This is a genomic window from Salinicola salarius (assembly GCF_002179555.1).
GTDB lineage: Bacteria > Pseudomonadota > Gammaproteobacteria > Pseudomonadales > Halomonadaceae > Salinicola > Salinicola salarius_A.
Genome location: NZ_NHOU01000009.1, coordinates 76,687 through 90,084 on the forward strand (window position 1 = coordinate 76,687; position 13,398 = coordinate 90,084).

A 13,398-nucleotide genomic window follows, 5' to 3' on the forward strand; every position below is an offset into this window, starting at 1 on the left:
GGCAACAATCATCTGCGAAATGCCTGGTTTATTGCCTGGCGGCGTGCGCCTAGACTGAGACCATGAGAGTCGCCATGGCGCCGGCCGGCTGTCGAGCGACCCATCGAAGTTCCTCAAGCTCATAGTGGAGACCTGATATGAAATCGCGTGCCGCAGTCGCCTGGGAAGCAGGCAAGCCGCTCTCGCTGGAAGAGATCGATGTGCAGGGCCCCAAGGCGGGCGAAGTCATGGTCCGCATCGTTGCCACCAGCGTCTGTCACACCGATGCCTATACGCTCTCCGGTAAGGATCCCGAGGGTCTGTTTCCGTCGGTGCTGGGCCATGAAGGCGCCGGTATCGTCGAAGAGGTGGGCGAGGGCGTCACCGGCCTGAAACCCGGCGATCACGTCATCCCGCTCTATACCGCCGAGTGCGGCAAGTGCAAGTTCTGTCTCTCGGGCAAGACCAACCTGTGCGGCGCCGTCCGCGCGACCCAGGGCAAGGGCCTGATGCCGGATGGCACCACGCGCTTCTCCAAGAATGGCACCTCGCTGCACCATTACATGGGCACGTCGACCTTCTCCGAGTACACCGTGCTGCCGGAAGTCTCGCTGGCCAAGGTGTCGAAGGAAGCGCCGCTGGACAAGATCTGTCTGCTGGGCTGCGGTGTCACCACCGGTATCGGTGCCGTTCTCAACACCGCCAAGGTCGAGCCGGGCGCGACCGTTGCCGTGTTCGGGCTGGGTGCCATCGGCCTGGCGGTAATCCAGGGCGCGCAGATGGCCAAGGCCTCGCGCATCATCGCGATCGACGTGAACCCGGACAAGTTCGAGCTGGCGCGCCAGTTCGGGGCGACCGAATTCGTCAACCCCAAGGATTACAGCGATCCGATCCAGCAGGTGATTGTCGATCTCACTGACGGTGGTGTCGACTATTCGTTCGAGTGCATCGGCAACGTCAACGTGATGCGTTCGGCACTGGAGTGCTGCCACAAGGGCTGGGGCGAATCGATCATCATCGGGGTCGCCGGTGCCGGTGAAGAGATCTCTACGCGCCCGTTCCAACTGGTGACCGGCCGCGTCTGGAAGGGTTCTGCCTTCGGTGGCGTCAAGGGCCGCACCGAGCTGCCGGGTTACGTCCAACGCTACATGGACGGCGAGATCAAGATCGACGAGTTCGTGACCCACGACATGCCGTTCGATCGGATCAACGAAGCCTTCGAGCTGCTGCATGCGGGCAAGAGCATCCGTACCGTTCTGCATTTTTGAGCCACGAGCCACGGACTACGAGCGCAGATCAAAAGCGCAAGAGCCCGGTTTTGGGGCGCATGGAGAGTAGGCGCCGGTTCCGGGGCGCATGGAGAGTAGGCGCCGGTATCGGGGTGCATGGATAGAAAGCCAAGGAGAGCATCATGTCGATGAGCGAACAATTGGAGCTCGTCTCGGCCACCAAGAGCTTCGGTGGCTGGGTCAAGCGCTACAAGCATTACTCGCGGGCGCTGGATTGCGACATGATTTTCGCGATCTATCTGCCGCCGCAGGCCGAAGAGGGCCGGGTGCCGCTGATGTGGTGGCTCTCCGGTCTGACCTGCAACGACGAGAACTTCATGCAGAAGGCCGGCGCGCAGAGGATGGCTGCCGAGCTCGGCATCGCGATCGTGTGTCCGGATACCAGCCCGCGCGGCCTGGATCTGCCCGGCGAACACGACAGCTACGATTTCGGCTCCGGCGCCGGCTTCTATCTCAACGCGAAGCGGGAACCGTGGTCGAAGCACTACCGGATGTACGATTACGTCACCGAAGAGCTGCCCTCGGTGGTGCGGCTGCACTTCCCGGTCAATGGCCGCGAATCGATCAGCGGGCATTCGATGGGCGGCCATGGCGCGCTGGTGCTGGCGCTGCGCCAGCCGGGGCGCTATGCCGCGGTCTCGGCATTCGCGCCGATCGTCAATCCGAGCCAGGTGCCGTGGGGCCAGAAGGCGTTCGAGAACTATCTGGGCGACGATGTCGGCCTGCGCACGCAGTACGATACCTGCGAGCTCGTTGCCAAGGGGTCGTCGCGTCAGCCGCTGTTCATCGATCAGGGCGAGGCGGATAACTTCCTCGCGGAGCAGCTCAAGCCCGAGCGGCTGGAGGCGGTCTGCGAGGAGCATGACCATCCGCTGACGCTGCGCCGGCATCCCGGCTATGACCACAGTTATTTCTTCATCGCCAGCTTCATCGACGACCACCTGAGTTATCACGCCGAGCGGCTTTACGCCAAGCGGTGACGGGGCGTCAATCTCAACATCGATCGAACCCTGGCCCGCCTGGCCGATGCGCAGGCGGGCTTTTTTCTCTTTGCGCTTCGAGCGCGGTGGATGCGATGACAGCGCTTACCGGCTACCGATGACGATTGGTGCGTATTTTGCGTCGCTTCCGGTCAATTCATTGTCTCCTGAATCGGCAGAGTAGTAGAGGAGTTCCATTCGATAACAACTTCAAGGAGACGCTTCATGGGTCATTCGAACGTGAAACGCCGGGTCGTGGCTGCCGCACTGCCGCTGACGCTGCTGGCAGCCGGATCGGCGCAGGCCGATCTCGATACCGTACGCTTTGGCGTGCCGCCGTGGCCGGGGGTGACGGTGAAGTCCGAAGTCGCCTCGCAGATCCTCGAGGCGATGGGTTACCAGACCCAGCAGAGCGAGCTGGCCGTCGGCGTCATTCTTAACGGTCTGGCCAACGATGACCTGGATGTCTACCTGGGCGGCTGGTATCCGATCGAGGAGGAGATGATCGAGCCGCTGGTGGCCGACGACAAGGTCGACAAGGTAGCCAAGAACATCAGCAACGCCAATTCCGGGCTGGTGGTGCCGGAGTACGTTCACGAGGCGGGCGTGAACAGCGTGGCCGATCTCGATCGCTACAAGGATCGCTTCAACGGCGAGATTCAGGGCATCGAGGCCGGTACCGGCATCAACGATGCGATCCTCGCCGCGATCGACGAAGACGCGGCCGGGCTGGGCGACTGGCAGCTACGGGAAAGTTCGACATCTGCCATGCTGGCGTACGCCGACCAGAAGATCAGCGACAAGCAGTGGGTCACGTTCGTCGGCTGGGAACCGCACTGGATGAACGTCAGCTATGACCTCTACTATCTGGAGGATTCCGACGATAGCGGCACGGCGGATATTCTCAGCACGGTGTGGACCGTAGTGCCAGCCGATCTGAAATCGAAGGATGCCAACCTCTATCGCTTCCTTTCCCAGTATCAGGTCGATATCGATGACCAGAACGACTGGGTCTACGAGTACAGTCACGAGGAGCGCCCGGCCGACAAGGTTGCCAGCGAGTGGATTCGCGATCACTACGATACCGTTGCCCAGTGGCTGGATGGCGTCACCACCAGGGATGGCGAGCCGGCCATCGACGCGATCAAGGCGCAGCTGGGTAGCTGAACGCCTCTGGCACCCTCTGTGATTGGCACCCTCTACGACTGGCACCTTCTATGAATCGGCGCTGAGTCGCTTTTCGACCGCCTGGCAGAAGTCCTGCCAGGCGGTTTGCATTTCCGGCAGATCGCCATGTCCGTGCAGGGCGGCGTGTACCATGTCCGGCGCGCAACGATAGCCGACCGAAGCGCCATTCCGGCGCCAGGATTCGATCGCCTGCTCAAGCGGTCGCGTCAGCGGATCGCGCTCCACGGCCAGTGTCTCGATGATTCTGGCCGGAGGTACGGCGGCGTCGACATCGGGCGCGTCAGGCGCCGCCATCTGCCACAGCGACAGAATGTCCGCTCGCGACAGCAGCGGCCCGTCTTCCCCCAGCGTCTCGACGGTGGGCGTACCCACAACCGGGTAGATCAATCCGAGCAACCCTTTCCATTCGCTGGTGTGGGCGACATCGATCGCCAACCTGCCGCCGGCGCTGTCGCCGATCACTGCCACCGGGCCAACGGTTTCGACGACCGCACGACAGTCGGCCAGCGCTTCGGCATAGCTCGCTTCCGGCAGTAGCCGATAGTCGACGCTGATCACCTCCCGCCGCAGGCGTTCGGCCAGGTTCGCGGTAATGCCGTGATGGCTGTCGACCGAGCCCAGGCTCCATCCGCCGCCGTGCAGGTAGACGACATTGCCTTCGACGCAGCCGGCAGGGCGGAAGCGACGCACGTCCACCCCGCCCATGACTTCATCACGGATCTGCATGCCGGCCGGATCGGCCACGCGCCGCCGCGCATGCAGCGCCTCATACGCCCGGCGTTGTGACGGCAGCGACGAATCGCTGCCGTCGTCGGCAGGCGTGAATTCGCGGATGAAGTCTTCGATGGTCATGTCGCTTCCTCCGTGGTTGTCTGCGAGCGTGTTTGTCTATGACCGTAGTCTTGCGCTTAGTAGTCTTGTGCTTGCCGGACCCATGCCGGCAAGCCCTTGTTATACTAGGCTCCTACTCTTTCGACCAAGAGCTCTCGCTCATGCCCTCAGGTTGGCCGCGCACGTTCCTTCGTTACTTGTTGATCGCTATTGCGGCTTTCGTCGGGCTGTCGGTATTGTTCGTGCTGGTGTTCCGCTTCGTGCCGGTGTTCGGCTCCATGGTGATGGCGGAGCGCAAGGTAAGCTCCTGGTTCCAGGGCGATAACCTGACCATCGAGCAGCAGTGGGAGCCCTGGTCCCGGCTTTCCGACAACGCCAAGATGGCGGTGATGGCGGGAGAGGACCAACGCTTCCCGGACCACTGGGGCTTCGATGTGGCGCAGATCAAGCGCTCGATCACCCAATGGTCGGACGGCGGCGATCTGCGGGGCGCCAGCACGCTGACCCAGCAGACCGCCCGCAACCTCTTCCTGTGGACGGGGCGAAGCTGGATTCGCAAGGGGCTCGAGGCGTGGTTCACGCTGCTGCTCGAAGCGCTGTGGCCCAAGCAGCGCATTCTGGAGGTCTATCTCAACATCGCCGAATGGGATACCGGCGTGTTCGGGCTGGAGGCAGCGGCGCAGCACTATTTCGGCACCTCCGCGGCCAACCTCAGCGTCTCCCAGGCCAGCCACCTCGCCGCGATTCTGCCCAACCCGCGCGGCTGGAGCGCTTCCCAGCCTTCCGCTTACGTTCAGCAGCGTGCCGCCTGGATCCAGCGCCAGATGCGCAACCTCGGCGGTACCGCCTTTCTACGACGGCTGGAGTGATTCGGTCGTTCTATTCCGCGTCTTTCCAGTCCGCCAGCACGGCGTCTCGCTTTTCCAGCAGGTGACGCTCCATCAGCGCTCCCAGCCTCGCTCCGTCGCGGGCCTCCAGCGCGCTCAACATGTCGCGATGTTCCTCCACCGCCTTGCGCCACTTGGCTTCCGTCCGGTTGGACGAGAGCCGCAGGGGATGCAGGCGCCGATTGAGCGAAAGATAGGTCTGACGCAGGGCATCGTTGCGCGCCGCACGGTTGATCAGGTCGTGAATGCGCTGGTTGGCATGGTAGTAAGCCGATAGATCCTGGCGCTGCCAGTGGCCCAGCATCGTCTCGTGGGCCGCGCGGATCTCGGCCAGCTCTTCTTCGGTGACCCTGAGACACGCCAGCTCCCCGGAAAAGCGCTCCAGCGCGCTCATCAGCTCGAAGGTGTCGCAGATTTCCTGGCGTGTCATGCGGGTCACGAAAGTGCCGTAGTTGGGGGAGATCGTCACCAGCTTTTCGGCGGCCAGCACGCGCAGTGCTTCCCGCAAGGGCGTGCGCGAAACCGCCAGCCGGTCCGCCAGCTCACGTTCGTTGATACGCTCGCCGGGCCCGAGGCCACCTTCGGTAATCAGGTCGTGGAGACGCTCCACGATCTTGTCGTGCAGGGCGGCGCGCTGGATTCGCAATGGCCGCGTCTGGGTATCGAGCTCGGTGTCATCGGATGTTTGCATGCATTGAACCCTGTTCGGTCTTCTCTTCTTTCTATCGCAAGCGTTCGGCGCTGGCTACTGCGCCGTAGCGGCGGCTATTGGAAAGCGACTTCAACAACGTTTGGCGCGATGAGCTGCGACTTATGTCGAGGTTTGTCAGCGGGCGATTATCCGGCATATTGCGTAATGAATGCAAAAAACCATGTGAAGCGGCCTGTCGCTTCACTCCTGGAGATGCCGCCATGCTCAAGCTCGACCAACATCCCTCCGGCCGCCATTTTCTGCAGATCCCGGGGCCGTCCCCCGTACCGGATCGCATCCTGCGGGCAATGAGTCTGCCCACCATCGATCACCGAGGCCCGGAATTTGGCGAGTTGGGGCTCGAGGTGCTGGGAAAAATCAAGAAGATCTTCAAGACCGAACACCCGGTCATCATCTACCCGGCCTCGGGGACGGGCGCATGGGAGGCGGCGCTTTCCAATACCTTGAGCCCAGGCGACTCGGTATTGATGTTCGAGACCGGGCACTTCGCCACGCTGTGGAAGCAGATGGCGCTTCGACTCGGGCTCGAGCCGGAATTCCTGTCATTGCCGGCGTCGCAGAGCTGGCGCTACGGAGTGCAGCCGCAGCTCATCGAAGAGCGATTGCGCGAGGATCGCGAGCATCGGATCAAGGCGGTGTGCGTCGTGCATAACGAGACATCCACCGGCGTCACCAGCGATATCGCCGCCGTGCGCCGGGCCATTGATGCCGCCGGTCACCCGGCACTGTTGCTGGTCGATACCATCTCGGGGTTGGCGAGCGCTGACTATCGCCACGACGAGTGGGGTGTCGACGTCACCGTTTCCGGCTCGCAGAAGGGGTTGATGCTGCCGCCCGGAATCAGTTTCAACGCGCTGTCGCCCAAAGCGATCGAGGCCAGCCAGCGCTCGACGATGCCTAAGAGCTTCTGGGCCTGGGACGAGATTCTCACCGCCAACGCCAACGGTTACTGGCCGTACACGCCGAACACCAACCTGCTCTACGGCCTCAACGAAGCGCTGGACATGCTGCTGGAAGAGGGGCTGGAGCAGGTCTTCGCTCGCCACGAACGCTGGGCCGAAGGCGTTCGTCGTGCGGTCAACGCCTGGGGGCTGGAGATCCAGTGCCAGGAACCGGCGCTCTATTCGCCGGTATTGACGGGGGTGGTCACGCCGGAAGGGATCGATGCCGACGAGGTGCGCCGCACGATCTACGAGCGCTTCGACCTGTCGCTGGGAACGGGGCTCGGCAAGGCCAAGGGGCGGATGTTCCGCATCGGCCATCTCGGCGACTGCAACGATCTGACGCTGATCGCCACCCTCGGCGGTTGCGAAGCGGGGCTCAAGCTCTGCGGGGTCGAACTGTTCGGCAGCGGCGTGCAGGCCGCGCTGGATTTCTTCGCCGACAATCCGGCGCCCGGCACGCCGGCGGCGCGCAAACTGGCGGCGGCTGAACCGAAGGGTCACTCACAGGCCGGTGCCGTCCGCGCCTGACAGGAGATCGCCATGAGCGTGATGCCGAAAAGTCCGGTCGTGAGGCGGCCCAGACAAGCCGCCATGAGTGAGTTCGAGAGCCGGCTGCGTCGTGAGATCCAGGGCGAGGTGGCGTTCGACGCCGGATCGCGGGGACGCTATGCCACCGACGCCTCGATCTATCAGATCATGCCGCTGGGCGTGGTGGTGCCGAGAGACCAACAGGACCTGAGCATGGCGCTGGATATCGCCCGAGATATCGGCGCGCCGGTGCTGCCGCGAGGCGGTGGCACCAGTCAGTGCGGACAGACGGTCAACGAAGCGCTGGTGATCGACACCAGTCGTTGGTTGACCGGCATCGGCGAGCTCGACGTTGAGGCGCGCACCGTCACGGTCGAGCCCGGCGTGGTGCTCGACCATCTCAACGCCTGGCTCAAGCCCCACGGACTCTGGTTTCCGGTAGACGTCTCCACCTCGGCGCAGTGCACGCTCGGCGGCATGGCCGGCAACAACTCCTGCGGTTCGCGCTCGATCCGCTACGGCAACATGGTCCACAACGTGCTGGGGCTCGAGGCGACGCTGGCGGACGGGCGAGAGGCGAATTTCGGCTTTCTCGACGAGATCGGACCCGGCTCGACGCTGGCGGGCCTGGCCGATTCGGTGGCGGCCATTATCCAGCGCGAGGCGGCGGCGATCCGCGAGCACTACCCGCAGGTGCTGCGCCGGGTCGGCGGCTACAACCTGGATCTGTTCGACTGCCGCAACCCGATTCCCTACGATGCCGCAGGCCGGGCCAACTTCGCCCACCTGCTGATCGGCTCGGAAGGGACGCTGGCCTTCACCCGCAAACTCAAGCTGAAACTGTCGCCGTTGCCGGTGCACAAGGTGCTCGGGGTGGTCAATTTCCCGACCTTCTACCAGGCGATGGACATGACCCAGCATATCGTCGAGCTGGGACCCGCCGCGGTAGAGCTGGTCGACCGTACCATGATCGAACTGGCGCTGGAGAACCCGGCATTCCGACCGACGGTGGAAAAGTCGCTGATCGGACGCCCGGATGCGCTGCTGCTGGTGGAGTTCGCCGGCGAGGATCGCGACTCCCAACTGCGCCAGCTGGAAGCGCTCAAGACCCTGATGGGCGACCTGGGCCTGCCGGACAGCGTCGTCGGGCTGGAAACCGGCGCCGAACAGTCGGCACTGTGGAACGTGCGCAAGGCCGGTCTCAACATCATGATGAGCATGAAAGGCGACGGCAAACCGGTGTCGTTCATCGAGGATTGCGCCGTGCCGCTGGAGCATCTGGCGGAATATACCGAGCAGCTGACCGACGTCTTCCATCGCCACGGCACCGAGGGCACCTGGTACGCGCATGCCAGCGTCGGCACGCTCCACGTGCGGCCGATTCTCGACATGCGCCGCGGCGGGGCCGCCAAGATGCGCGCCATCGCCGAGGAAGCGTCGGAACTGGTCCGCCGCTACAAAGGGGCCTACTCGGGAGAACACGGCGACGGCATCTGTCGCGGCGAGTGGGTGGCATGGCAGTTCGGTGCCGGGCTCAACGCCGCCTTCGGCGAGATCAAGCGGCTGTTCGATCCGAACAATCGCTTCAACCCCAACAAGATCGTCGATACGCCGAAGATGGACGATGCCCGGCTGTTCCGCTTTCCCGCCGATCATCAGATCATTCCGGTGTCGACCGAACTGGACTGGTCGGCCTGGAACGTGACCCGCGACCCGCTGAGTGGCGAGCTGGGTGAACCCGGCAGTGGCGGCGATCCGGCGCACGGTCTCGCCAAGGCCGTGGAGATGTGCAACAACAACGGCTACTGCCGCAAGTTCGACGCCGGCACCATGTGCCCGAGCTATCGGATCAGTCGCGACGAGCGCCACCTGACACGGGGCCGCGCCAATACCCTGCGATTGGTGCTGTCGGGAAAGATCGGCGATCGCGGCCTTGCCAGCGACGAAGTCGCCGACACGCTGGACCTGTGCGTCTCCTGCAAGGGCTGCAAGCGCGACTGCCCGACCGGCGTCGACATGGCCAAGTTCAAGATCGAGGCGCGTGCCGCACGGATCGAGGCGCGGGGACTGGGCTGGCGCGAGAAGCTGGTATCCGAGCTGCCGCGCTATGCACCCTGGATGCGTCATGTCGGCGGTGTAGCCTCTCGGCTGGAGCGCGTGACATGGCTCGGCGGGCGCGCCAAGCGCTGGTTGGGATTTGCCGAAGCGCGCTCGTTACCGGTCTTCGGCGGGGACTACCTGCGATCAGCGCGACGCGTGATGACGGACTCGTCTCGTGCCGGCCAATCTCCCGTCGGCGAGGTGGTGCTGTTCGTCGATACCTTCAATAACTATTTCGAGGCCGATAACGCCAGTGCGGCGCGGCGGGTGCTGGAAGCCGCCGGCTATCGGGTGCATTTCAACGTTCGCGAAGGGGAGCGGCCGCTCTGCTGCGGCAGGACCTACCTGGCCGCCGGGCGTGTCGACCGCGCCCGGCAGGAAGCGCGTCGCACGCTGGATGCGCTGATGCCGTTCGTGGCACGGGGCGTGAAGATCGTCGGGCTGGAGCCCTCTTGCCTGCTCACGCTGCGTGACGAATTCCTTCATTACGGTTTTGGCGAGGAAGCCACTCGGCTGGCGGAGGCCGCCATGCTGTTCGAGGAGTTCCTGGTGACAGAGAAGCTGGCCGGACGGCTGGCGCTGGATCTGGCTCCGCTCGCCGTGTCGCGGGCCAAGGTTCACGGTCACTGCCATCAGAAAGCCTTCGATGCCTTCACGCCGGTGATGACCGTTCTGAACTGGATTCCCGAGCTTGAGGTGGAGGCGATCGTTTCCTCCTGCTGCGGCATGGCGGGCAGTTTCGGCTACGAAGCGGAGCATATCGAAGCCTCGCGGCAGATGGCGGAGCTTTCGTTACTGCCGGCAGTTCGCGAGGCCGGGGAGGACGCCTGGATCGTGGCCGACGGCACCAGTTGCCGACACCAGATCCTCGATGGCGCCGGACGAGAAGCGCTGCACGTGGCAAGAGTGCTGGAGGCGTCTTTACCCAGTAATCCGCATTAGACATTGGTCGTGTTTTTCGTATGACTTACAGGGCAAGTCATCCCCGGTGATCTGGCTATGCCAAGGCGCTCGTCGACCATGCGGCGGGCGCCTTTTGCATTCTCGAGTCATGCAACCCGCTGTCCGGAAATGGAATTTCGACCGTGTGCTGACTAACCTTTACATCGTGAACGCCTGAACGGGCGTCATCGCGACGGATGGCCATTGGTGCCATCGCGCCGCCATCGCTCGCCAAAACAACCACAGATCAAAAGCGAACGCGCTCATGGAAGATCTTCAATTCTGGGATTTTGCGGTCATCGCGGCCTATTTTCTGATCGTCACCTTCATCGGTTACAAGACCGCCCGAGGGAAGACCACCCCGGAAGAGCTGTTCCTGGCCGGGCGGACCCTGGGCCCGATGGCGATCGGCTTTTCACTGTTTGCCTCCAATATCTCCTCGGATACGCTGATCGGCTTGCCCGGCGCGGCCTATCAGCACGGCATCTCGGCGGCCAACTACGAATGGATGGCAGGCGTGGTGCTGATGTTCACGGCGATCTTCGTGCTGCCGGTGCTGATGCGGGCCAGAGTCACCACCATGCCGGAGCTGATGGAGCGGCGCTTCGACTCGCGGCTGCGCAAGTACCTTTCGGTCATCACGCTGTTTTTGTCGATCATCCTCGATACCGCCGGGACTCTCTACGCTGGCGGGTTGATCGTCACCACCTTCATTCCCGGCACCAACCTCTGGGAAGTCTGTGCGCTGCTGGCGCTGTTCACCAGCATCTATACGGCCTTCGGCGGGCTGCGTGCCGTGGTCTACACCGACGTCATGCAGGCGTGCGTGCTGATCGGCGGTTCGGCGGCGATGACCTGGATAATCTTCGGCCACTTCGACTACAGCTGGGCGAACGTCAAGGAGGCGGTGAGCCCGGAGAAACTGTCGCTGATCCGCCCGCTTGACGATCCCAGCGTGCCGTGGCTGGGGCTGCTCACCGGGGTGCCGATCGTCGGCTTCTACTACTGGTCGATGAACCAGTACGTGGTTCAGCGTCTGCTAGGCGCGCGGGACATCCAGGCGGCAGGGCGCGCTTCGGTGTTCGCAGCGGCCTTGAAGCTGCTGCCGATCTTCATCATGACCATCCCCGGCGCCATGGTGGTGCCGCTGCTGCCGGGTCTGGAACATCCCGATCAGGTCTATCCGAAGATGGTTCAGGAGTTCACGCCCACCGGCCTGACGGGTCTGATCCTGGCGGGGCTGATCGCGGCGCTGATGTCGACGCTCTCCTCGACGCTCAACTCATCGGCGACGTTGTTGACGCTCGATTTCATCAAGCCGGCCAGGCCGAATCTGACCGATGCCCAGCTGGCCAAGTGGGGGCGTGTCTGTACCTTCATCCTTGCCGCCATCGCTGCGCTCTGGGGGCCGATGATCCAGTACTTTTCCGGTCTCTGGGCCTATCTGCAGCAGGTGTTCGCCTTCGTCGCCTCGCCGCTGGTGGCGACCTTCCTGATGGGGCTGTGGGTCAAGTCGCTGGGGGCGTCGGCGGCGTTGCGCGGTCTGGCCAGCGGGCACGCGCTGAGTGCGGTGCTGTTCGTGCTGGTGGAAACCGGCGTGCTGCCGATCCACTTCACCATCATCGGCGGCATCCTGTTCGCGGCGACGGTGCTGTTCACCTGGTTCTGGATGACGCGCCTGGGTCGCCATGATCGTCCCGCCGAGAAGGATGCGCGGATCGCTGTCATCGCCAAGGAGGGATTGGAGCGGGTTCCCCGCGATGTCATGATCGGCATCGCCATCGTCTCGGTGCTCACCGCTGTCATCGTCTATCTGCTGCGTTGAGCGAGCACCGCTGAGGCTGTTTTTCACTTCAGGGCTGTCTGTCATTGCCAGGCAGCTTCTGACTCCAAGGATTCGTCATGCTGGACACTCTTCGTCTCGCGATCGTGGGCTACGGCAAGATTGCCCGCGATCAGCATCATCCGGCCATCGATAACGATGCCGGCTATCAGTTGACCGCTGTTGCCAGCCGCAACGCCTCCGTTGCCGACGTGGCGAATTTCGAAAGCCTCGAAGCGCTGCTCGCCCAGGGCCCGGAGATCGACGCGGTTTCGCTCTGCACTCCTGCCGGTGTACGTACCGCCCAGGCGCGCCTGGCGATGGCTCACGGCAAGCACGTGATGCTGGAAAAGCCGCCCGCGGCGACGCTGGCCGAAATCGAGACCCTGCGCGAGGACGCGGAGCGCCATGGCGTGACGCTGTTCGCGTCCTGGCACTCCCGCCATGCCCACGGCGTGGCGGGAGCGAAGCGCTGGCTGTCAGAGCGTCAGATTCGCCGTGTCGATATCGAGTGGAAGGAAGACGTGCGTGTCTGGCACCCGGGGCAGGCGTGGATCTGGCAGCCCGGCGGCATGGGCGTGTTCGATCCCGGCATCAATGCGCTGTCGATCGCCACCGCGATCCTGCCGACGCCGTTTCACCTGGTCGACGCCCAGTTGCAGGTGCCCGGCAACTGCCAGACGCCGATTGCCGCCTCGCTGGATTTCGTCGACGGCGAAAACGTGCCGATCCACGCCGAGTTCGATTTTCGCCAGCAGGGCACCCCGCCGACCTGGGAGATCCACGTCGATACCGACGCCGGTCGATTGACGCTGGAAGCGGGCGGCAGACGATTGCTGATCGATGGAGAACTGCTGGAAGAAGGCCCGGATGCGGAGTACGCCGGGCTCTATGAACGCTTTGCCGCGCTGATTGCGGAGGGCCGCTCGGACGTCGATATCAGCCCGTTCCGGCACGTCGCCGATGCGCTGATGCTGGGGTATCGACACACCGTCGAGGATTTCGTTGAGTAGAGGAGAGCCTCGAGCGAGCGCCGGTTTCGGGGCGCTGTAGAAAGCAGCTACGGGCTACGAAAAATGCCAGCGGCTGACGTCGCTGGCATTTTTCTTCGCTACAAGCACATGCTGATTTTCGCGGCTCGCGGCTCGCGGCTCGCGGCTCGCGGCTCGCGGCTCGCGGCTCGCGGCTCGCGGCTC

The 13,398-nt window shown here is 63.7% G+C and carries 10 protein-coding genes; 8 read left to right on the plus strand and 2 right to left on the minus strand.

The genetic code is table 11. From position 1 onward, the window contains the following. Nucleotides 1–137 precede the first annotated feature (137 nt). From CCD76_RS09345 to CCD76_RS09355, 3 genes are all read left to right on the plus strand, one after another. Nucleotides 138–1,247, plus strand: a complete 1,110-nt coding sequence (locus CCD76_RS09345; RefSeq protein ID WP_071232589.1) for an S-(hydroxymethyl)glutathione dehydrogenase/class III alcohol dehydrogenase — start codon at nt 138–140, stop codon at nt 1,245–1,247. Between the two features lie 143 nt (nt 1,248–1,390). After that, nucleotides 1,391–2,248, plus strand: a complete 858-nt coding sequence (gene fghA / locus CCD76_RS09350; RefSeq protein WP_087719246.1) for an S-formylglutathione hydrolase — start codon at nt 1,391–1,393, stop codon at nt 2,246–2,248. 225 nt (nt 2,249–2,473) lie between these two features. Next, entirely contained in the window at nt 2,474–3,415 is a 942-nt protein-coding gene (locus tag CCD76_RS09355) for an ABC transporter substrate-binding protein (protein WP_087719247.1), read from the plus strand. Nucleotides 3,416–3,463: 48 nt separating this feature from the next. Here the strand turns inward: CCD76_RS09355 and CCD76_RS09360 are convergent, their stop codons facing one another. Then, nucleotides 3,464–4,288 (minus strand): alpha/beta hydrolase fold domain-containing protein, encoded by an 825-nt coding sequence (locus CCD76_RS09360; RefSeq protein ID WP_087719248.1) that lies wholly within the window; start codon nt 4,286–4,288, stop codon nt 3,464–3,466. 140 nt (nt 4,289–4,428) lie between these two features. On the opposite strand from CCD76_RS09360, the gene mtgA reads away from it, so the two are divergent. After that, nucleotides 4,429–5,136: a monofunctional biosynthetic peptidoglycan transglycosylase gene (gene mtgA, locus CCD76_RS09365; protein ID WP_087719249.1), complete on the plus strand. Its 708-nt coding sequence runs from the start codon at nt 4,429–4,431 to the stop codon at nt 5,134–5,136. A 10-nt stretch (nt 5,137–5,146) separates the two neighbouring features. On the opposite strand, the gene CCD76_RS09370 is transcribed toward mtgA, so the two are convergent. Further along, complete coding sequence (locus CCD76_RS09370) at nt 5,147–5,845, minus strand: GntR family transcriptional regulator (RefSeq protein ID WP_087719250.1); 699 nt, start codon at nt 5,843–5,845, stop codon at nt 5,147–5,149. 221 nt (nt 5,846–6,066) lie between these two features. On the opposite strand from CCD76_RS09370, the gene CCD76_RS09375 reads away from it, so the two are divergent. The 4 genes from CCD76_RS09375 (at nt 6,067) to CCD76_RS09390 (ending at nt 13,215) form a co-directional block, all read left to right on the plus strand. Then, entirely contained in the window at nt 6,067–7,338 is a 1,272-nt protein-coding gene (locus CCD76_RS09375) for a pyridoxal-phosphate-dependent aminotransferase family protein (RefSeq protein WP_087719251.1), read from the plus strand. 12 nt (nt 7,339–7,350) lie between these two features. Next, on the plus strand, nt 7,351–10,380 hold the full coding sequence (locus CCD76_RS09380) for an FAD-binding and (Fe-S)-binding domain-containing protein (RefSeq protein WP_087719252.1): 3,030 nt from the start codon (nt 7,351–7,353) through the stop codon (nt 10,378–10,380). 265 nt (nt 10,381–10,645) lie between these two features. Further along, the gene (locus CCD76_RS09385) at nt 10,646–12,205 is read left to right on the plus strand and encodes a sodium:solute symporter family transporter (protein ID WP_087719253.1); all 1,560 of its coding nucleotides are present in this window, start codon (nt 10,646–10,648) and stop codon (nt 12,203–12,205) included. 77 nt (nt 12,206–12,282) lie between these two features. After that, entirely contained in the window at nt 12,283–13,215 is a 933-nt protein-coding gene (locus CCD76_RS09390; RefSeq protein WP_087719254.1) for a Gfo/Idh/MocA family protein, read from the plus strand. The last annotated feature ends 183 nt before the right edge of the window (nt 13,216–13,398 follow it).

Excerpts from the sequence above, each read along its gene's own strand:
- CCD76_RS09375 (WP_087719251.1), top strand. The coding sequence starts at position 6,067 with ATGCTCAAGCTCGACCAACATCCCTCCGGCCGCCATTTTCTGCAGATC.
- fghA (WP_087719246.1), top strand. The coding sequence starts at position 1,391 with ATGTCGATGAGCGAACAATTGGAGCTCGTCTCGGCCACCAAGAGCTTC.
- CCD76_RS09385 (WP_087719253.1), top strand. The coding sequence starts at position 10,646 with ATGGAAGATCTTCAATTCTGGGATTTTGCGGTCATCGCGGCCTATTTT.
- CCD76_RS09345 (WP_071232589.1), top strand. The coding sequence starts at position 138 with ATGAAATCGCGTGCCGCAGTCGCCTGGGAAGCAGGCAAGCCGCTCTCG.
- mtgA (WP_087719249.1), top strand. The coding sequence starts at position 4,429 with ATGCCCTCAGGTTGGCCGCGCACGTTCCTTCGTTACTTGTTGATCGCT.
- CCD76_RS09355 (WP_087719247.1), top strand. The coding sequence starts at position 2,474 with ATGGGTCATTCGAACGTGAAACGCCGGGTCGTGGCTGCCGCACTGCCG.
- CCD76_RS09360 (WP_087719248.1), bottom strand. The coding sequence starts at position 4,288 with ATGACCATCGAAGACTTCATCCGCGAATTCACGCCTGCCGACGACGGC.
- CCD76_RS09380 (WP_087719252.1), top strand. The coding sequence starts at position 7,351 with ATGAGCGTGATGCCGAAAAGTCCGGTCGTGAGGCGGCCCAGACAAGCC.
- CCD76_RS09390 (WP_087719254.1), top strand. The coding sequence starts at position 12,283 with ATGCTGGACACTCTTCGTCTCGCGATCGTGGGCTACGGCAAGATTGCC.
- CCD76_RS09370 (WP_087719250.1), bottom strand. The coding sequence starts at position 5,845 with ATGCAAACATCCGATGACACCGAGCTCGATACCCAGACGCGGCCATTG.